Annotated in this window: 16 protein-coding genes; 7 read left to right on the top strand and 9 right to left on the bottom strand. The window is 51.0% G+C overall.

The window, feature by feature from the left end; all coding sequences use genetic code 11:
• Together BV405_RS12080 and BV405_RS12075 are read right to left on the bottom strand one after the other, a co-directional pair.
• On the bottom strand, positions 1-405 hold the full coding sequence (locus BV405_RS12080; RefSeq protein ID WP_086481082.1) for a hypothetical protein: 405 nt from the start codon (positions 403-405) through the stop codon (positions 1-3).
• Positions 406-592: 187 nt separating this feature from the next.
• The gene (locus BV405_RS12075) at positions 593-2,215 is read right to left on the bottom strand and encodes a methyl-accepting chemotaxis protein (protein WP_086481081.1); all 1,623 of its coding nucleotides are present in this window, start codon (positions 2,213-2,215) and stop codon (positions 593-595) included.
• Positions 2,216-2,538: 323 nt separating this feature from the next.
• Here BV405_RS12075 and BV405_RS12070 point away from each other — a divergent pair, with 323 nt between their 5' ends.
• Entirely contained in the window at positions 2,539-3,138 is a 600-nt protein-coding gene (locus BV405_RS12070; protein ID WP_217895635.1) for a nucleoside deaminase, read from the top strand.
• A gap of 108 nt (positions 3,139-3,246) precedes the next feature.
• Here the strand turns inward: BV405_RS12070 and BV405_RS12065 are convergent, their stop codons facing one another.
• Together BV405_RS12065 and BV405_RS12060 are read right to left on the bottom strand one after the other, a co-directional pair.
• Positions 3,247-4,488, bottom strand: coding sequence for a ribonucleotide-diphosphate reductase subunit beta (locus BV405_RS12065; protein WP_086481080.1), 1,242 nt, complete (start codon positions 4,486-4,488; stop codon positions 3,247-3,249).
• Positions 4,489-4,751: 263 nt separating this feature from the next.
• Positions 4,752-7,637 (bottom strand): ribonucleoside-diphosphate reductase subunit alpha, encoded by a 2,886-nt coding sequence (locus BV405_RS12060; protein WP_086481079.1) that lies wholly within the window; start codon positions 7,635-7,637, stop codon positions 4,752-4,754.
• 680 nt (positions 7,638-8,317) lie between these two features.
• On the opposite strand from BV405_RS12060, the gene BV405_RS12050 reads away from it, so the two are divergent.
• Together BV405_RS12050 and BV405_RS12045 are read left to right on the top strand one after the other, a co-directional pair.
• Entirely contained in the window at positions 8,318-9,037 is a 720-nt protein-coding gene (locus BV405_RS12050) for a response regulator (protein WP_086481077.1), read from the top strand.
• 189 nt (positions 9,038-9,226) lie between these two features.
• Entirely contained in the window at positions 9,227-10,858 is a 1,632-nt protein-coding gene (locus BV405_RS12045; RefSeq protein WP_140054586.1) for an ATP-binding protein, read from the top strand.
• A gap of 309 nt (positions 10,859-11,167) precedes the next feature.
• On the opposite strand, the gene BV405_RS12040 is transcribed toward BV405_RS12045, so the two are convergent.
• Positions 11,168-12,109, bottom strand: a complete 942-nt coding sequence (locus BV405_RS12040; protein WP_086481075.1) for a LysR family transcriptional regulator — start codon at positions 12,107-12,109, stop codon at positions 11,168-11,170.
• Between the two features lie 277 nt (positions 12,110-12,386).
• On the opposite strand from BV405_RS12040, the gene BV405_RS12035 reads away from it, so the two are divergent.
• The 3 genes from BV405_RS12035 (at position 12,387) to ftnA (ending at position 14,546) form a co-directional block, all read left to right on the top strand.
• On the top strand, positions 12,387-13,586 hold the full coding sequence (locus BV405_RS12035) for a GGDEF domain-containing protein (RefSeq protein ID WP_217895634.1): 1,200 nt from the start codon (positions 12,387-12,389) through the stop codon (positions 13,584-13,586).
• 155 nt (positions 13,587-13,741) lie between these two features.
• Positions 13,742-13,909: a hypothetical protein gene (locus BV405_RS17700; RefSeq protein WP_176330132.1), complete on the top strand. Its 168-nt coding sequence runs from the start codon at positions 13,742-13,744 to the stop codon at positions 13,907-13,909.
• 103 nt (positions 13,910-14,012) lie between these two features.
• Positions 14,013-14,546, top strand: coding sequence for a non-heme ferritin (gene ftnA, locus BV405_RS12030; RefSeq protein WP_086481073.1), 534 nt, complete (start codon positions 14,013-14,015; stop codon positions 14,544-14,546).
• A 78-nt stretch (positions 14,547-14,624) separates the two neighbouring features.
• Here ftnA and BV405_RS12025 read toward each other — a convergent pair whose 3' ends face one another.
• The 3 genes from BV405_RS12025 to BV405_RS12015 all read right to left on the bottom strand — a co-directional run bounded on the left by BV405_RS12025 (position 14,625) and on the right by BV405_RS12015 (position 16,743).
• The gene (locus tag BV405_RS12025) at positions 14,625-15,617 is read right to left on the bottom strand and encodes a WD40 repeat domain-containing protein (RefSeq protein ID WP_086481072.1); all 993 of its coding nucleotides are present in this window, start codon (positions 15,615-15,617) and stop codon (positions 14,625-14,627) included.
• Complete coding sequence (gene rsd, locus BV405_RS12020; RefSeq protein ID WP_086481071.1) at positions 15,614-16,090, bottom strand: sigma D regulator; 477 nt, start codon at positions 16,088-16,090, stop codon at positions 15,614-15,616. Before rsd ends, BV405_RS12025 begins: the two co-directional genes overlap by 4 nt.
• Positions 16,091-16,248: 158 nt before the next feature.
• Positions 16,249-16,743, bottom strand: a complete 495-nt coding sequence (locus BV405_RS12015) for a disulfide bond formation protein B (protein ID WP_086481070.1) — start codon at positions 16,741-16,743, stop codon at positions 16,249-16,251.
• Between the two features lie 249 nt (positions 16,744-16,992).
• On the opposite strand from BV405_RS12015, the gene BV405_RS12010 reads away from it, so the two are divergent.
• Positions 16,993-17,406: a flagellar basal body-associated FliL family protein gene (locus BV405_RS12010; protein ID WP_217895633.1), complete on the top strand. Its 414-nt coding sequence runs from the start codon at positions 16,993-16,995 to the stop codon at positions 17,404-17,406.
• Positions 17,407-17,505: 99 nt separating this feature from the next.
• Here BV405_RS12010 and gshA read toward each other — a convergent pair whose 3' ends face one another.
• Positions 17,506-19,095 (bottom strand): glutamate--cysteine ligase, encoded by a 1,590-nt coding sequence (gene gshA, locus BV405_RS12005; protein ID WP_086481069.1) that lies wholly within the window; start codon positions 19,093-19,095, stop codon positions 17,506-17,508.
• Between the last annotated feature and the right edge of the window lie 183 nt (positions 19,096-19,278).

Below are 19,278 nucleotides of genomic sequence, written 5' to 3'. Positions count from 1 at the left end.
CTACCTCCTGGCGGCGTGACGTTTCCTTGCTGCGGTCGGATCCAGTTTACGTTGGGTGGTTGTAATCGCACCCTGAGAGGTTTGTGCACGTACTTTATTGACCAGATTGTAGCCTTGCTTGCGCAGACCTTTATCCAGCCAGTTCATCGCATTCATTCCGGCCCAAAGCGGCATCAGTACCGCAAGGCCGACAAAAGCCATAGAGACCATCGGTAGATTCATTGCACCAGCGATAAAAATACCCGCAAGTGAAGCGCTCCAACCGAGAAAAAGCAGAAAGCTTGGTCCCCAAAGGTTATTCGACAGTGTCCAGATCAGAGAAAAAAGAGCAGCGGTCCAGTTAAAACCTGAGGTAATCGCGGCATAACCCCGTTGAGGATGTTGGTAAACACGATAGATCTGCATATCCCTGTATCTCGGCACTAAATATCGATAGGCCGCCATCCTTTGGATGACGCTGATGGCGGCTATGATACCTGAGTTTCTGATGCGCTTTAACGGAAAAACGGTGACAAAGCGTCACCGTTTTCCTTGCAAGGGGAATCTTACAGCGCGTCCCAATTCCAGAATAGGACAGATCCGGTGCTCTTGCTTAGCTCAGGCGGAAGCGGCTCAGGCGCTGGCTGAGGCTGTCGGCCATGCTGGCGATTTCCTGACTGCTCAGAGCGATGGTGGCAGCCCGATCGAGCACATCCTGAGAGATGGTACGGATATCAAACAGGTTATGGTTGATCTCTTCGGCAACAGATCCCTGCTGCTCGGCAGCGGATGCGATCTGTGTGCTCATATCGCTGACATGGCGGATATGTTCAACAATAGCATCGAGGTCTGCACCGGCCTGAACCATCTGAGAAACACTGTTATGAGCTTCTTCGCTGCTCTGACCCATGGTGCGGTTGGCATTGGCTGCCTGAAGCTGAAGCTGCTCGATAATGTGCTGGATCTCACCGGTGGAACCCTGTGTGCGGCTGGCAAGGTTGCGGACCTCATCTGCCACCACGGCAAAACCACGACCGGCCTCACCGGCACGGGCAGCTTCGATGGCCGCGTTCAGAGCCAGCAGGTTAGTCTGGTCAGAGATCTCGCGGATCACATTGATCACTTCGCCGATTTTGTCGGTTTGTTCGCTGAGTTTGCCCATCACACCACCGGCTTCGGAAACATGCTGAGACAGTAGCTCAATAGTATTAACGGTCTGGCGAACTTCGTCCTGACCGGTCTGGGCCTGTTGCGTCGCTTCCCGGGTTGCCTGCGCGGTATCGGTAGCGTTACGGGCAACTTCCTGAATCGTTGAGGACATTTCTGTCATGGCGGATGCCAGCTTATCCACTTCGCTGAACTGACGATCCATGCCGTTGCGGGTTTCTTCGCTGTTCTGGCTCATGGCTCCGGTGTGGGAACGCAGCTGTTCTGCTGCTAGCTCTACATCGGTCAGTACGGTTTTCAGTGAGCGGGTCATGGCATCCACCTCATCGGCCAGCTGACCGATCTCATCACGGCGTTTCAGGTCGATGGTATGAGTCATATCGCCTGCGGCGATAAAGCGAACAGTTTCCAGCATGCGGTTCAGCGGGCGGGTGATATTACGTACCATGACAATACTGCCCCAGATCGCCAAGCTGAAAAGTACGATCTGGAACATGGCAGATTCGGTCAGTGCTGCCCAGAAAATATCTGCAACATCGGTCAGATATACACCGCTGCCGATCACCCAACCCCATTCTTTGAAACCTTTAACGTAAGAAACCTTATCTTCCGGCTTATCAAATTGTGGACCTTTGTAGGTGTAATCGACAAAGCCTTCACCCTGAGAGCGCACCACATTGACCATCTCCTGCCAGTGGAGTTTGCCGGATGCGTCCTTAATATTGGTCATGTCTTTGCCGATGATATTTTTCTTGATCGGATGCATCACCAGTTTGTGCTGCATATCGTTGATCCAGAAATAACCGTTTTTGCCGTAGCGAAGAGATGAGATGGCATCCAAAGCCTGCTTTTTAGCTTCGGTTTCACCCAGCTCAGCACTCTTGTTGTAGTAGTGCTGGATTAGGCTGGAAGCAGATTGAACCTGCTCCTGAACCTGCACCTTACGGGCAGCAAGCAGTTCATCATATAAACGGTAGAGGGAATTCAGTTCAATAAGAGTCAGTGTAGCGAACAGCAACCCGATAAGCAGTGCGAGTTTGCGAGCCACAGGCCAGTGACGGATTTCCATTTTGGTTCAGGTCCTTAGCTAGTCATTTGGGATTCTGGGTCTTTGTAAGATCTTGTTATTTTTATGTAATCAAACAGTAATGGCGATATTGTATAGGAGTAAATACTTAAGAACCTTGATCCGGTACTACTTTTTTTAATATTAGATATCCCTTTAATTGACTGTTGTTTGTCTAACTTATTGATTCATTTGCCTATGTTGCGGTTGCTCTCTGCCGACCAGAAGGTTTGATCTTCGACTAAAGATATTTGCAGGCTTTTCAGGGTGATCTTAGCCGTTGATAATCTGGCGGTTGGAAATCATCGACAAACGGAGAGCGCACCTTGGATTTAACCCACCTTGAAGCTTTGAAACAGCGATTAGACAACACGCCGCCCAATGCCCTGCGGGATGATCTTTGGGCGCATCTGTGTTGTGAACAGGCTTATCTGGCTATAAAAGCTGGTAATTATGGCGTTGGCGCTGTTCTGGTTAATGAAGAGGATGAGCTGGTTTGTGTGGCGCGCAATCAGGTTTTTCTGCAGGATGCAGCTGAGCTATCTGAGCCGAGATCCGGTTATCAAAGTCAGCGTCATGCGGAGATGGAGTTGCTGGATCGGCTGGAAACGGAGTTTGCCCATCTGGATCGCCGTGAACTCACGCTTTATGTCAGTCTTGAGCCCTGCCTGATGTGCAGCGGTCGGATTCTTCTCTCCGGCATAGGTCGGGTACGTTATCTGACGGCTGATAAAGCGGGTGGTTTTATCTCCCATCTGCACGGCTTGCCTCCGGCATGGAAAAACTTAGCATCAGGTGTTGAAGTGGAAGAGGCGCTGATACAGGGTTACTGGCGTAATTTTGCCCATGATTGTGTTGAGCAAAGTGCGGCTCAGATGCGGGAAAAAGTGGTACAGGCCTGGAAGGGAGAATCTGAAAAGGGTTAGGCCAAAGCCTTCAGATAGGACTCTGCACCAGCCGCTGATCACAGCTGGCACAGAGGGTGGGAACTGAGATCCCGAAACGCTTTCGCGCTGAAACAGGCTAAGCGGGGATTAATCCCAGCTCAGCGCACCGCCAACCTGATACTCGGTTACACGGGTTTCAAAGAAGTTCTTCTCTTTACGCAGGTCGATAATTTCCGACATCCACGGGAATGGGTTGGTTGCCCCCGGGAACTGCTCTTTCAGCCCCAGCTGCTGCAGGCGACGGTTACAGATGAACTTCAGATACTCTTCCATAATGCCGGCGTTCATACCCAGTACACCGCGTGGCATGGTGTCACGGGCGTATTCGATCTCAAGCTCGGTACCTTCCAGAATCATCTGAGTCACTTCAGCCTGGAACTCAGGGGTCCACAGGTGCGGGTTCTCAATCTTGATCTGGTTGATCACGTCCACACCAAAGTTCAGGTGCATGGACTCGTCACGCAGGATGTACTGGAACTGCTCTGCAACACCAGTCATCTTGTTGCGGCGACCCATAGACAGGATCTGGCTGAAACCACAGTAGAAGAAAATACCTTCGGTCACGCAGTAGAAGGCGATCAGGTTACGCAGCAGCTCCTGATCGGTCTCCGGCGTACCTGTGCTGAAGTTCGGGTTAGACAGTGAGTGCGTGTGGCTCAGACTCCAGCTCGCTTTCTTAGCGATAGACGGAATCTCGCGGTACATATTGAATACTTCACCTTCATCCATGCCCAGAGACTCAACACAGTACTGGTAGGCATGGGTGTGGATCGCTTCTTCAAACGCCTGACGCAGCAGGTACTGACGGCACTCAGGGTTGGTGATCAGACGGTAAACCGCCAGCACCAGGTTGTTAGCAACCAGAGAGTCTGCGGTAGAGAAGTAACCCAGAGAGCGCATTACGATCATACGCTCATCTTCGGTCAGGCCGTCCTGACTTTTCCACAACGCGATATCCGCGTTCATGTTTACTTCCTGTGGCATCCAGTGGTTAGCGGTGCCATCCAGATATTTCTGCCATGCCCAGTCGTACTTGAACGGAACCAGCTGGTTCAGGTCGGCACGGCAGTTGATCATGCGCTTGTCATCAACTTCGATACGGGCAGCGCCCATCTCCAGATCTTCCAGACCCGGTGCAACGTCGATGTTGTTAATCGCTTCACGAGCACGTTCCTGAGCGCTCATGTCAGCCGGCTGGCTGGCGGTTACAGGTGCAGCAGGAGCTGCCTGAGGAGCTGGCGCAGGCTGGGCCGCGGCAGGCTGTGGTGCTGCCTGAGGCTTTTCGGCAACTGCGGTTTCCTCGTTTTCAAATTCGTCCCAGCTAAGCATGGTGAGATCCTCTTAAAATTTCTTAATCAGTCGCACTGATAATTTATACAGTGTAGTCGAAAGTGTTTTTACCTGAGTCAGGTATCACATTGACTTGCCACAGGGCTTGCAGTAATTCCATTTTTTCAGCCCTCGGGTTCCGGAGCTTTATAAAAGCACTGTGGTAAGTCGATGCGGTTTTCTGTGTTCCGGCTAAGCCGGAGCAACCGCATCCTTGCGGTCAGCGAAAGGCTGCAGTGCCTTTCGCTGATATTCCCTGAAGCTTATTGGCAAGCTTCACAATCCGGGTTGTCGATAGAGCAGGCCATAGGAACAGCGGCTGCTTCACCGGACAGTTCGAACTCATCCTTAACAGGTGCTGCTGCCGGAGCTGGCTCAGCCGCTGGTGCCGCAACAGGAGCTGCTGCTGGTGCGCCGCTGGATACTGCGTTGTGAGTACCACGGTCAACGGTGGATTTCTCAACGGTAGATGCACCCATTGCACGGAGGTAGTAAGTGGTTTTCAGACCACGGAACCAGGCCATACGGTAGGTTACGTCCAGCTTCTTACCGTTAACGCCGGAGATGTACAGGTTCAGAGACTGCGCCTGATCGATCCACTTCTGACGACGGCTTGCCGCTTCAACCAGCCACTTAGGCTCAACTTCGAAGGCGTTGGAGTACAGAGCTTTCAGATCGTCCGGGATACGGTCGATCGGCTGTACAGAGCCGTCATAGTATTTCAGGTCGTTAACCATCACCTCATCCCACAGGCCGCGCTCTTTCAGATCACGAACCATGTATGGGTTTACTACGGTGAACTCGCCGGACAGGTTCGATTTCACGTACAGGTTCTGATAGGTCGGCTCGATGGACTGAGACACGCCACAGATGTTAGAGATGGTTGCTGTCGGTGCAATCGCCATCACGTTAGAGTTACGCATGCCCTGCTCACGAACAACAGTACGCAGTGAATCCCAATCCAGCGTGCTGGAAGTATCCACTTCGATAAACTTCTCGCCACGGGCTTCGATCAGGTTGCTCAGAGAGTCGATCGGCAGTACGCCCTGACTCCACAGAGAGCCTTCGTAGCTTTCGTAACGGCCACGCTCTGCTGCCAGATCGCTGGACGCTTTAATGGCGAAGTAGCTCACGACTTCCATAGAGCGATCAGCAAATACTACGGCTTCTTCAGAGGCGTAAGCGGTTTTCGCTTTGTACAGTGCATCCTGGAAGCCCATGATGCCCATACCTACCGGACGGTGTTTCAGGTTTGAGTTACGGGCCTGAGGAACCGCGTAGTAGTTAATGTCGATCACGTTATCCAGCATGCGAACGGCGGTGGTTACTGTGTTGCGGATCTTGTCCACATCCAGTTCGCCATTGTCTTTCACGTGCTGCGCCAGGTTCACAGAACCCAGGTTACATACTGCGATTTCGTCTTTGCTGGTGTTCAGCGTGATCTCGGTACACAGGTTTGACGAGTGCACAACACCGGCATGCTGCTGCGGGGAACGCAGGTTGCACGGATCCTTAAAGGTGATCCAAGGGTGACCTGTTTCGAACAGCATAGACAGCATCTTACGCCACAGGTCTTTCGCCTTAATGCGCTTAAACAGACGCATCTGACCCGCTTCTGCCATGCGCTCGTACTCTTCGTAACGGGCTTCAAAAGCTTTACCGTACAGGTCGTGCAGATCCGGAGTGTCGGATGGAGAGAACAGAGTCCACTCTTTATCTTCGAACACACGCTTCATCAGCAGATCCGGAACCCAGTTCGCCGTATTCATGTCGTGGGTACGACGACGGTCATCACCGGTGTTCTTACGCAGATCCAGGAATTCTTCAACGTCCAGGTGCCAGCTTTCCAGATACGCACATACCGCACCCTTACGCTTACCACCCTGGTTTACGGCTACAGCGGTGTCGTTAACCACTTTCAGGAAAGGGACAACACCCTGAGATTTACCATTGGTGCCCTTGATGTAAGAGCCCAGCGCACGAACCTGAGTCCAGTCGTTACCCAGGCCACCAGCCCATTTGGACAGCAGTGCGTTGTCTTTGATAGCGCCGTAGATACCTTCCAGATCATCCGGAACGTGAGTCAGGTAGCAGGAAGACAGCTGCGGACGACGGGTGCCTGAGTTGAACAGGGTAGGCGTAGACGCCATATAGTCGAAGCTGGACAGCAGGTTGTAGAACTCAATCGCGCGTTCGGTTCGGTTGGCTTCGTTCAGGGACAGACCCATCGCCACACGCATGAACATCACCTGAGGCAGCTCATAGCGAACGTCTTCACAGTGCAGGAAGTAACGATCGTAAAGTGTCTGCAGACCCAGGTAGGTGAAGTTGTTGTCGTTCTCAGGCTGAATGGCAGCACCCAGAGCGGCCAGATCGAAGTCGGCCAGCGCAGGATCCAGTTGCTCCAGTTCAATACCTTTGGCAACGTAAGCGGTCAGGGCTTTCGGATACAGATCTGCCATCTCGTGCTGAGTGGCTTCATCTGCAACTTTCAGGAAGCTCAGGGCTTCACGGCGCAGGTTGTCCAGCAGCAGACGTGCCGTTACGTAGGTGTAGTTTGGCTCTTTCTCAACCAGAGTACGGGCTGCCATCATCAGAGCAGTAGATACGCCATCAACCGGTACACCGTCGTACAGGTTTTTCAGGGCATCATCGATGATCAGCTTTTTGTTAACTTCTTCCAGGCCTTCGCAGGCTTCGCTCACAACGGTATCGATACGGCCCAGGTCCAGAGGCAGTTTGCTGCCATCAGGATGAGTTACATTGATCGTCGGGTGCGGGTTAGAGATACCCTGAGCTTCAGCAGCACGCAGACGGGAATGCTCTTCACGGTACAGAACGTAAGCACGGGCAACTTTCTGCTCACCGGAACGCATCAGAACCAGTTCAACCTGATCCTGAATGTCTTCGATGTGAACGACACCACCAGCAGGCATACGGCGCTGGAAGGTTTCGATAATGTTCTTTGTGAAAGAATCTACCAGCTCGTGAATACGGCTGGAGTTCTGAGCGCTATCGCCTTCAACAGCGATAAAGGCCTTGCTCATCGCAACGGAGATTTTGCTTGGGTCACACGCGACCAGATCGCCGTTACGTTTCATCACCTGCAGATTGCTAAGCGCTGCGTTGGTAGTGGTGTCCTGTGCCATGCTGAAAATGCCTGCTTATAGTTAATCTTTGATCTTGGGTTTAGAAGATCGCTGTCTGTATGGCACTACCGCCTATTGAAGCAGTAGTGCGGAATCTTTGCCTGCAGCACATACCTCTGTAAGTCCCTGCTCTGAGTGTGGACAGAGCCTGTTAAAACAAAAAAACCGGATCAAATCCGGAAATATCGCTGATAACAAGGGCTTAGGTTGAATTGTGCTGCATTTTATGCCTGACCCCTATATATGGGGGTGCTGTGCAGTGTGGGCACAAGATAATGTTGTTTTTTAATCTCTGCAAGTGGATAACTTGTGAGTAACTTGTGTTTATTCAGGGGGTGAAAACCAACTTACGTCCAAGCTCTTTTTCCAGAGGCTTTGCAGGAATTTCAAGAGGAAAAGAAGAAAATTTTTTCAGTTTGCTGTGAGTCAAGGTGAACTAATTTATAGGACGTAAATTGAGCTATCTTATTATGAAGGCATAGTAACTGTATGTGCAGATACGTTATGATTAAATACATAAAAAAGAAGGGTATTGTCCCGAAAAGTACATAAAAAATACCCTTTAAAGTCGCCATTGAGCGAGAAAATGGACACGAAGCAGCCTGACTGCTCCGTAGAATGTGACGAAAGAAGCCGGTAGCTAATTGCGCAAGCTGCCGCAATAACGTAGAGAGCATCCCGTGGATACACAAGAAACTTCCCGAATTCTGATCGTTGAAGATGATGAGCGACTGGCGACCCTGACCCGAGAATACCTTGAGGGCAATGGTTTTGATGTTGACGTTGAGGGTGACGGTAACCGTGCAGTCGATCGTATTCTGAATGAGAAGCCGGATCTGGTCATTCTGGATGTGATGCTGCCGGGTGAAGATGGTCTGGGTGTTTGTCGTCGCGTTCGTCCTGAATACAGCGGTCCGATTCTGATGCTGACTGCCCGTACTGATGATATGGATCAGGTAGTTGGTCTGGAAATGGGCGCAGATGATTATATCTCCAAGCCTGTACGCCCTCGTGTTCTGCTGGCTCGTGTTCGTGCGCTGCTGCGCCGGGTAAGTGGTTCGGAAGAGCCAATGGCACTGGAAGAGAGCGATGACAGCCGTCTGCAGTTTGGTAATCTGGTGGTTGATAACGCGATGCGTGAAGCCTGGCTGGGTGGCGAAAGCATCGATCTGACCAGTGCTGAGTTTGATCTGCTGTGGCTGCTGGCATCCAACGCCGGTCGTGTACTGACCCGTGAGGAGATCTTTACCGCGCTGCGTGGTATTGAGTACGACGGTCAGGATCGCTCGATTGATGTGCGTGTATCCCGTATCCGCCCGAAAGTGGGCGATGACCCTATGCACCCGCGTCGTATTAAAACAGTTCGCAGCAAGGGTTATCTCTTTGTAAAAGAGGTATAACCTTGAAGCCGCCGAAGAGGGATGCTTTGGCGGTTTTAGCATCCTTTATAAAGGATGTCAGATACGCGGTCTGAGTGATCTCGTTTACAGCACGGCAGATAAGGTTTCTCTGCCGTGTTTTTCGTTCAGGCCTTTCGGCTTAACTTTCCGGCCGGATATTTTTTAACAAACCGGGATTCCTTTCACGTGATGCCTCTAAACGCTCTTCGGGTTAACAGCATCTTTATCCGTGTTTATCTGCACATGCTGCTGGCGATGCTATTGGTTATCGTACTGGCGGTTGGTGCCACCTCTCTGATCAACCATGTTCGTGTTGAGCAATATCGGGAAGAGTTAGCTTCAGGTACCTTCTATCTGCTAAGTAAAGGCTGGCAGCAACAGGAGGAATCCGCTCGTGTCAGCTGGCTGATGGAAACCAGTACCAAGCTGAACATTAAGCTCTCTGTCACCCGGGTAGAGGATGAACCGCTGGACAGCTGGCAGCTACGTCGTCTGCGTGAAAATCGTATTCTGTTACTGCAGGGGCGTACTGAGCGTGAGCTGATTGTTTATCGCTATCTCGATCCTGAAAGCCACTTACTGGTGAAAGGCCTGATCCCCCGCTTGTCTGAACAACATGCCAGGGCCTCTGTGGATCTCCTCCGGCAGGTGATCCGGGGTTATGACTACCCTGCATCGCAGGTGCTTTCCGAAACCAATCCTCATTTTGCTTACCCTGTATCTCTGATTCCGGCAGCGGATGTTGATCTTGATCGTATTGAACAGCAACAGCTTGAAGAGGGAGAGGCGATTCTCTCCTTTATGGAAAGTGGTCGGGCTGTAGTCGCCTACGCGCAACTGGATGACGAGCGCCTGTTAAAAGTCGGGCCTGTAGGTATGTTTGATCCTTATCCTCTGGTTCTGATGGCCGCGATTGCGCTGGTTGCTTTATTGTTGTCCGGTAGTGGTGTTTATCTCTCAGTGCGCATGCTCGAACACCGTCTGCAAAAAGTAGAACAGGCTGCAAGTCGAATTGCTGCAGGTCATCTGAGTACCCGGGTTCGTGTTGACGGCGATGACTTTGTTGCTCGCCTTGCCCGCGCCTTTAATACTATGGCAAAACAGGTTCAGGAACTGCTGAAAACACAGCAGGAGATGATCCATGCTGTTTCTCATGAGCTGCGTACGCCCGTTGCCCGTATCCGTTTTGGTATGCAGATGATCGAGGATATGGTGGACGATCCTTTTGCTCAGAAGCAGCTGAAGGGCATCGACAGTGATATTCAGGAGCTGGACGAGCTGGTTGATGAGATTCTGACCTACGCCCGTCTGGGGCAGGAAACTTTACACCTGCATTATGAGCGTGCGGCTGTCATGCCGTTGCTGGATGATGTGGTCAATGGCTTACGTGTGCTCAAGCCTGAACTGGAGCTGAAAGTTATTCACCGTAATCCATCGGTGGGTGATGATGCTGATGTTGAAGTCCGCTACTTCCAGCGGGCAGTTCAGAATTTGGTCAGCAACGCCTGCCGTTATGCGGAAAGTCAGGTTCAGATAAGCTGCTATGTTGATGCGGACAGCTTCCGGATTGATGTGGAAGATGATGGTCCCGGTGTGCCGGAAGAAGATTGGGAGCGGGTATTTACCCCGTTTTCCCGACTGGATGACAGTCGAACCCGGGCATCCGGTGGTTATGGTTTAGGCTTGTCTATTGTGCGCCGAATCACTTATTGGCATCAGGGTGGCGCTATGGTGGATCGTAGTGATGAGTTTGGCGGAGCACGCTTCAGCCTGATCTTTCCCCGTTATCGGGTGGATGTTGAAGATACGCCTATCGTTTAATGACAGTTTTTTGTCGTTAGAAAAGGGTTATTTCAGCATTATTTTCGTCGAAAAATGCTAATCCGGTGCTTTTTGACTCAGATTAAGTGTTGGGCCGGATTTTGTTGATGAGTGTCAAGAAAGGGCAGGCGCTCATTCAGTAACATTTTTCCTGCAGTAAATTGGAACGCAGGTTGATTTGTAGCTGAGACTTGAGTTCTATCCTTTTTATCTCTCCTTTTGAGAAGGGGCCATGCAGTGGGCCCCTTTTTTTCGTCTGCAGTTTTTGTTCAGAACTCTTTAGCCCTCAAGCACCAACAGCAAACGCTCTTAATCCGCTAAGCCATCTGTTTTATGGTCCGCTGGCTGGATACCTGAAAGCGTGCGGAAAGAAACCTCACGGGCGGTCCTCAGGAAATCCTTCATATAGGCGCTATCAATGGTGTCTTTGCGTACAGCGGCAAAGAGTGTGCTCCAGAGGCCTTTTTCACCAAGGCGAACGCCTTTCACGTAGTCCCGCTCCAGATATTCTGCTGCAGCCCAGTTAGGTAATGCACAAACACCACGGCCGCTGGCTACCAGTTGCATCATCATAATGGTCAGTTCTGCTGAGCGAGTATCTGTCGGTTCTAGCCCTGCCGGAGTCAGGAACTTAGAAAATACATCCAGACGATCCCGTTCAACCGGATAGATGATCAGAGTTTCCTGAGCCAGCTCCTGCTCGGTAACAAAATTCTTTTTCGCAAGGGCATGCTGTTTGGCAACCGCAAGAAGACCTTCGTAACGGAACAGGGGAACGTATTCAACGCTCGGAAGAGGTTGGGGGTCTGAGGTGATCACCAGATCCAGTTCACCGCGTGCCAGAGCGGGTAGCGGGGCAAAGTTAAAACCCGAGGCAAAATCCATCTCTACTTCAGGCCAGTTATTGCGAAAACTGTCGATCGTAGGCATTAACCACTGAAAGCAGCTGTGGCACTCAATCGCCATGTGCAAGCGACCCACTTCTCCACCCGCCATACGATCCAGATCCCGTTGCGCCGAACGCAGCAGAGGCATCACTTCATCTGCCAGTTGCAGAATCCTCATTCCTGCACTGGTGAACTGCAGAGGCTTACTTTTACGCACGAACAGTGTACAGCCCAAGCGTTCTTCGAGGTCTTTAATCTGGTGTGAGAGGGCGGATTGTGTCAGGTGAATCCGGTCTGCGGCTTCCACCAGGCTACCGGTCTCTTTCAGTGCCATCAGGGTTTTGAGGTGACGGATCTCAATCATGGCTATCTCTTTGAATAGATTTCATGAATATTCTTGCTTGATCTACTTCTGCTCATTATAGCACGGGGCATAGCCCGTGGCGGGTTAATAAAACCGCTACTGGTGGGCGTTACAGCGCTAGCTGTGACATCTCGTCAGATTATGTTGCGAACTGTAGATAAAAAGGGGTTAAGTACACTTTAAAAGACAGCTTTATTGGAAAGTCAGTTTTTTTCTGGTAAAACCTTTGGGTCGCATGGATGCGAAGACAACAATTAAAAAGGCTGCAGAGGGAAACATGATTGCGATAATAGACAAACTGATGCCTCAGCTTGTCCCTAAAGATCAGCATCAGCTGCTCAGGATGAGACGAACTTTGATGGCAACCGGCTCGGGATTAGTCCTGACAGCGGTCGTTGTGCTTTCGATGTTGCTGGGGATGGTGGATCTCGCGCTTCCCTATTTTATTTTGCTCTATACCCTTATCTGGTTGGGCAACCTCTGCTTCCCTCTGATGATCAGCTATGACATCAACCTTCTGTTTAAAGATCCCAGCCTAACCATTCCCCAGCTGATCTGGCACACCTTTACCAATACTGTCTCCATCTATTTGGTTCCTGAACTGCAGAATGTCTTCCTGATGCACTATCTGTTGGTGGTGTTATTTGGTGCGTTCCGCATGCAGCGGCGGGGCTTTTTTATTGTCGGTGGTTTTATTCTGATCTGTTACACCACGGTGATGCTTCTGCATCAGCTTAAAGGCGATGGTGCTGGGCTGACGGAGCAAACTCTGAGCGCTCTGGTGTTCATCTTTATGCTGGTGGGGGTCAGTATTATTGGTACTGAGATCAGCAGTCTGCGCTGGGCGCTGAAAAAGCGTAATGCGGAGATGAACGAGGTGATGAAGCAGGTTAAGGAGCAGGCGATTACTGATGACCTGACCGGGCTTTATAATCGCCGGCATCTGATGGAGATTCTGCGCCGTCAGCAGGCGTTGGCCGCCCGTGGCGATTATGACTTCAGCCTCTGTTTTGTCGATTTGGATCACTTCAAGCAGGTGAATGATCGTTACGGCCATAAAGCGGGTGATGAGGTGCTGCAGACCTTTGCTGATATTGCCCGTAACAGTGTCAGAGAGGTGGACTTTGTTGCCCGCTTAGGTGGTGAAGAGTTTGTTTTGGTATTAGTCAGAACACCTTTGGAAGGTGCTATTCAGGTAGCTGATCGCCTGCGAGTATCGATGGAGCATGCCCAACTGGATATTCTGGATCCGGGTCACAATGTGACCGCCAGTATTGGCGTGACTCAGTATCGGCCTAAAGAGCCTATCGAAGAGACCATGCACCGGGCGGATATCGCTGTTTACTCGGCGAAAAACCGTGGCCGGAATCAGTTGGTGACTGATCGTCAGCTGGGTAGTCTTCTGATGTCGTCTTTGCATCAGGATGATGATATGTACGAGAAAGCCGAGAGTCGTCCTGACTTTTCTGATATCTGAAGGGGCTTCCTTTGGTCATATCAGAATTTGTGCATAACAAAGCTTTCTTTTCCGGGATGGCTTTTATATGATAATCATTATTGTTTGTAAGTCTTAATCAGTTGCATGTGCGCTGTTCGATTATCCGTTGTGTACTTTTCTGAGGTTCTTATTTCATGGCTAAGTCTCTGAAGCCCGGTCGTCTGTGTAAGCTGGATAAAAGCGATATCAGCAAGCACTTTGAGGAGCTGACTCAGGTTACCCGCTCCAGCAACTATCTCTGCGGTAAGTGCGCTCGTTCGGCCTCGGATAAGAAGCGACTCTGCCGCCCCCTCGAGATGTAGTCCAACCCGATAAAGACCTGATGGTATGTCACTGAATTGTCATCGATATCCCGTCAACGGTATGATTCAGCCATAGCAATTACCCGCCTCACTAGGAGAGTCCATGTTAAAAAAAGCGATGATTGATCGTTTGAATGAACAGATCAACCTGGAATTTTATTCCTCTAACCTTTACCTGCAGATGAGTGCGTGGGCTGAAGATAAAGGCTTTGAAGGTTGTGCTGAGTTTCTGCAGAAGCATGCAGATGAAGAGATGGAGCACATGAAGCGCTTATTCACCTACGTGAATGAGACCGGCGCTATGGCAAAATTGGGTGCGATTGATGCGCCGCCAACTGAGTTTGAATCGATCAAAGATCTGTTTGAAAAGGTATTCGAGCATGAGTGCCTGATCACTCAGAAGATTAACGAGCTGGCGCATACTGCTTTTACAGAACAGGATTATTCAACCTTCAGCTTCCTGCAGTGGTACGTTGCTGAGCAGCACGAAGAAGAGAAGCTGTTTAAAGGCATTCTGGATAAGATTGAGATTATCGGCGAAGACGGTAAAGGTTTGTTCTTTATCGATAAAGAGATTGGCCGTATGGTCGGTAAAGAATCCGGTAGCGTTATGGACAGTTCAGAGCCTCAGTTCTGATCTTATCTGTACGCTTCCAGAAACAAAAAAAACCGGTAATGATTACCGGTTTTTTTGTTTTAAAGCCTTTATGAGAAGTTAGCGGGCAAACTCGTAAGCAAGGCCATTGCTGGCAACGGCTCTCAGTTTATTGCCACCAACAAAAGCGATGTCCTGAATACTGACGCCGGAGGGTTTCCAGGCATCACGCTTGGTTGCTTCCCAATCCGCGATCTCTTTTTTCGCCGACAGATCCCAAAGCTTGAGTTTGCCGGTGCTGCTGCCTGTGACCAGTAGATTCTGGCTCTGGCTGAAGCTTGCTGCGGTATAGGTAGCAGCAGCGATTTCGCCACCACGGTTGATATCAATATTCATCGCAATCTGACCGCTGGTCAGATCAACAACAACCCCTGAACCTGCTTGCGCACCGCTAAAGGCAAAGCGGTTATCCGGAGCGATCGCCATAGAACGAATCTGGTTATCGTGGGACCACTGGCCTCGAACCTCGCCGTCTTCCGTATTCCACAGATAGACCGATCCGATGCGGGTGCCGCCCATTGCCATGGTATTGTCAGCGCTCAGTGCTACAGAGGATACCTGATCATCTGCAGTAAAGGTGCGAACACCTTTACCCTGAGCTGTGCTGATCAGAACAGCTGTGCTGTTATCAAGGCCTGCCAGCAGGAACTGGCCGTCAGCAGAGATATCGAGACTGCGGATATTCGCCGGTAGTGCCCAGAAATTGAGGTATTTACCGGAGGTTGCATCCCAGAGTGTCAGCTTACTTTGTTCAGCGGTAGCACCAAAGCGGCCGTCACCGGAAATTGCCACATGGTCCAGCAGAGAAAAGGTATCTGCTTTGTGGTTCCAGTTAAAAACACGCTCGTGCTGAGGCAGCTGCCACAGGCTGCCGCCATGGTTAATCGAAGCAACAATCGCCAGACTGCCGTTATCAGACAGAGCGGCATCGTAATGACCTTTGGCCGCCAGCGGCCAGGTCTGTTCCGGTGGTGTCAGATCAGAGCAACCGGACAGTGTCAGAAAAAGTGCGGCCAATACAGCAGAGGCTGCAGTTTTACCGGCGTGGATCATGAGTCTACAAGTTCCCTATGGGCTGTGTGCAAGGTTTCGATCAGGGTGTCTTCATGCTGGAAGCGGTCTGCCAGAAACTCACCCAATCGGGATAGTTCATCCGGCAGTTTAGCCAGAGCTTCATCAGCGACAGTACTGGCGCCGTAGGCTTCGTTAAAATCAAGAATGACATCGGTGCTTTTCTGAATCAGCGGGAAAATCTTCTGGCTGAGTTCAATCGCATCCTGATCTGAGAAGGCTTCTGCTTCCCGGCAGAGCTGTTCAAAAATTTCAAAGTGACCTGCTGATGTGTAGTCCACCATAACATCGCATAATGCCTGAACCTGCTCGGTTCCTGGCGCGGTGTCGGTTTTAACCAGATGGGCCAGTTCGGTGTAGCAAACGATCAGCTCCTGACGTTCCTGAAGCCATTTGTCGATCATCTCGTGTACGCCACTCCAGCGTTCACGGGCATTTTTACAACCTTCAAGCATGGCAGACCTCCAGCATCTCGACGGCCTGACAGGCCGTTGCAGAATCGCTCATCAAAGACGGGTTTCGTCCTTAGCATACGGTAGCGGTTATGCAATGTCACCTGTGTTTGTATGCAAATATCGGCCGTCGGATTTTCTGAAGTATTCAGTATGCCTGTTTATTGCTTCGCTTTGCGGTGAGCCAGAAAAACCAGACCTGCAAGGCCGATATAGGCAAACATAGTCCACCACGGAATCGAGAGTCCCATGAAGGTCCAGGAGATCTCAGCGCATTCGCCGCTACCGCTCAGTACCTGACTGATCACGGAGGTAAAGGGCAGTACTTCCAGCATATAGTCCAGACCTGGGCCGCAGGACGGAACTTCGGAAGGTGGCAGATTCTGCAGCCAGATATGACGCAGTGCCAGGCCAATACCTGCAGCCAGAGCCAGCAGGTTAAGGCCACTGATAAGCTTACGCTTACCCGCCGAAACAGGATTAAACAAGGCGCCGATCAGGAAGAGGCCACCGGCGACCATAAAGCTGATACGCTGGAAGATACACAGCGGACAAGGCTCCAGTTCAAAAACATGCTGCATAACCAGAGCGCTGGCGATCAGCAGAAAACAGGCGACAAAACCCGCCAGATTAAGGGTGCGGTAATTCAGGGTCATTCTCTGTCCTTAGTTTTAGGTGATAAAGGCAAAACATCTGAAGCAACCTGTTTGCCAGAGCCTTATTATATGCGGCTTGTGCATTGGAAAAAATCCGTTGCAGCCCTACAATAGAACGATATTTGACTCAGGCAGCGCCACGGAGGTGAATCCGGGATGCTCCCATAGAGTGTTTTCATTCCGGCAGGTTCCCCATAACTGCGGAAGGATCCTAATAAAGCGGATAATGATTAAATTGGAGAGTGCTGAGTGATTAAGTTAGTGAAACATAGCCTGCTGGCGGTTCTGATTATGTTTGGTGCAAGCATGCAAAGCTGGGCAGAAGAAGGAGCTGAAGGTTCGCCTATCGCTTACACCGAAGTGAAGCCCTCTTTTGTACTGAACTATGGTGGTCCGGGTCGCCTGAAATATCTGAAGGCTGATATCACGCTGGTAACCAGCTCTCCTTTGGCAGAGCAAACGGTTAGTCACCACATGCCGCTGATCCGTAACGAGCTGGTTTCGCTGTTCAGTCGTCAGACTGATGAGGCGGTGACAACACCAGTTGGTCAGGAGCAGATTCGTATGGAAGCCGCTCAGGCTGTTAAAGACCTGATGCAGAAAGAGGTGGGTCACCCTGTGATCGACGATCTGCTGGTACTGAACTTTATCTATCAGAAGTAAGCTGCCGATGGTTTAGACCATCACAGCCTGACGGCATAAAAAAACCGCTGATGATTCATCAGCGGTTTTTTTGTTTTTGTCGAAAAAAGACGTTGAGCTTTATGCGCTCTGGCGAGCCATGTAGTTAGCCAGGAAGGTGTCGAAATCTACCAGATCAGCTTCTTCCAGATCGGACTGCTGACGAATAGAGCTTTCTGACAGCTGGCTGAACAGCGCTTCGCGAGCTTTGTTGATTGGAGCTGTGCGCAGTACTTCAGCCTGTTGATTCGCCTGCTGCTGGGCAAAGGCAGTAAAGCTACCGACTTTACGAACCGCCTCAAGCACTTTGGCTGAAGGTGTCAGTTCCGGTTGGTCGATCAATGGGCGGAACGCATCCAGTGCGGCCTTATGTTCCGCTTTGTCATTGGCGCTATCCAGCAGATCCGCCACAGGTTGCAGGCGATCAAACAGCTGATGACTCCACTGCTCTCGGGAAAGCTCACCCTCTGGCGTTTGCAGCATAAGACCCGGTTCACGGCCACGATTAACAATCTTGCTGTGATTCTCATCCAGCATGGCGCACTCGTCATCCGGAATCTGAGCACTGTTTTCCAGCAAACAGAACAGCAGGAAGGTATCGACAAAGCGTGCCTGAGTTTCTGTGATGCCAATGGCTTCAAACGGGTTCAGATCGATGCAGCGCACCTCAATGTACTCAACGCCGCGCTCGGTCAGCGCTTCAGATGGGCGTTCTCCACTCTCCGCGACACGCTTCGGACGGATGTCGCTGTAGTATTCGTTTTCGATCTGCAGGATATTGGTGTTCAGCTGACGGTAGGTATCATCCACCTTTACGCCCAGTTCCTGATATGGCGCATAAGGGGTTTGGATCGCATGGGTCAGGGTGCGAACGTAATTTTCCAGGGAGTTAAAGCAGATCTTAAGGCTCGACTGAACATTGTTCTGGTAACCCAGTCCGCTCATACGCAGTGAGGTTGCGTAGGGCAGATAAAGGCTGTCCTGATCCAGTTCATCCAGCGGGTGCTGTTTGCCTTCAACAAAGCTCTTATCCACCGCTGGTGAAGCACCAAACAGGTAAAGCAGCAGCCAGCTGTAGCGGCGGAAATTTCGGATCAGGGCAAAATACTGTTCTGAGATAAAGTCCTGCAGAACCTGAGGATCTTTGGCATCGCGCTCAGGATATTTCAGGTGCAGCAGTGCTGGCCACAACTGCTCCGGCAGGGAGAAGTTGTAGTGCAGACCCGCAATCGACTGCATGATGCGGCCGTAACGCCAGGACAGGCCATGACGGTAAACGGTTTTCATGGTGCCGGAGTTTGAGCTGCCGTAGCGGGCGATGGGGATGCTCTCATTACCCTGCAATTTGCACGGCATGCTGGCAGGCCAGATCACTTCGTCACCCAAGTGACGATAGCTGAAAGCGTGCAGATCCTTCAGAAAATCCAGCGTTTCATTCAGTTTGCTGGATACCGGCGTAATAAACTCCAGCAGCGCTTCCGAATAGTCTGTGGTGATGTAGGGGTGGGTCAGTGTTGAACCAAGAGCCTTCGGGTGATCGGTTTGCGCCAGATTGCTTGTTGGCGTTGTACGTAAACCTTCCTTTTCGAGTCCGCGCTTGATCTGGGTAAACAGACCGCGCTGGGCAACAGGGCGTAAAAACTCGATACGATCTTTGATGGTTTTGGTCAAGGTGCTTCCCCTAATACCAACCGGCGGGGCCGGCGCATAAAGCGTTCAGTCGCTATTAAGCTCTTTGGGAGGTGAGCTAACAGCGGATTCATCTGCAACAAACCGGCCTTTGCCAGTCGAAAAAAGCCTGATCTGCCAATATGGGGGCGCAGAATCAGGCTTCAAGCGGTGTCGTCAAAAAGT

Origin of the sequence: Oceanospirillum sanctuarii (genome assembly GCF_002150805.1) — a bacterium.
Classification (GTDB): domain Bacteria; phylum Pseudomonadota; class Gammaproteobacteria; order Pseudomonadales; family Halomonadaceae; genus Oceanospirillum; species Oceanospirillum sanctuarii.
This window is presented reverse-complemented; position numbering and strand designations above follow the sequence as displayed.

Coding starts and splice junctions, on each gene's coding strand:
- BV405_RS12080 (WP_086481082.1), bottom strand. CDS start 405: ATGCAGATCTATCGTGTTTACCAACATCCTCAACGGGGTTATGCCGCG.
- BV405_RS12075 (WP_086481081.1), bottom strand. CDS start 2,215: ATGGAAATCCGTCACTGGCCTGTGGCTCGCAAACTCGCACTGCTTATC.
- BV405_RS12065 (WP_086481080.1), bottom strand. CDS start 4,488: ATGCTTAGCTGGGACGAATTTGAAAACGAGGAAACCGCAGTTGCCGAA.
- BV405_RS12060 (WP_086481079.1), bottom strand. CDS start 7,637: ATGGCACAGGACACCACTACCAACGCAGCGCTTAGCAATCTGCAGGTG.
- BV405_RS12045 (WP_140054586.1), top strand. CDS start 9,227: ATGCCTCTAAACGCTCTTCGGGTTAACAGCATCTTTATCCGTGTTTAT.
- BV405_RS12040 (WP_086481075.1), bottom strand. CDS start 12,109: ATGATTGAGATCCGTCACCTCAAAACCCTGATGGCACTGAAAGAGACC.
- BV405_RS12035 (WP_217895634.1), top strand. CDS start 12,387: ATGATTGCGATAATAGACAAACTGATGCCTCAGCTTGTCCCTAAAGAT.
- BV405_RS17700 (WP_176330132.1), top strand. CDS start 13,742: ATGGCTAAGTCTCTGAAGCCCGGTCGTCTGTGTAAGCTGGATAAAAGC.
- ftnA (WP_086481073.1), top strand. CDS start 14,013: ATGTTAAAAAAAGCGATGATTGATCGTTTGAATGAACAGATCAACCTG.
- BV405_RS12025 (WP_086481072.1), bottom strand. CDS start 15,617: ATGATCCACGCCGGTAAAACTGCAGCCTCTGCTGTATTGGCCGCACTT.
- rsd (WP_086481071.1), bottom strand. CDS start 16,090: ATGCTTGAAGGTTGTAAAAATGCCCGTGAACGCTGGAGTGGCGTACAC.
- BV405_RS12015 (WP_086481070.1), bottom strand. CDS start 16,743: ATGACCCTGAATTACCGCACCCTTAATCTGGCGGGTTTTGTCGCCTGT.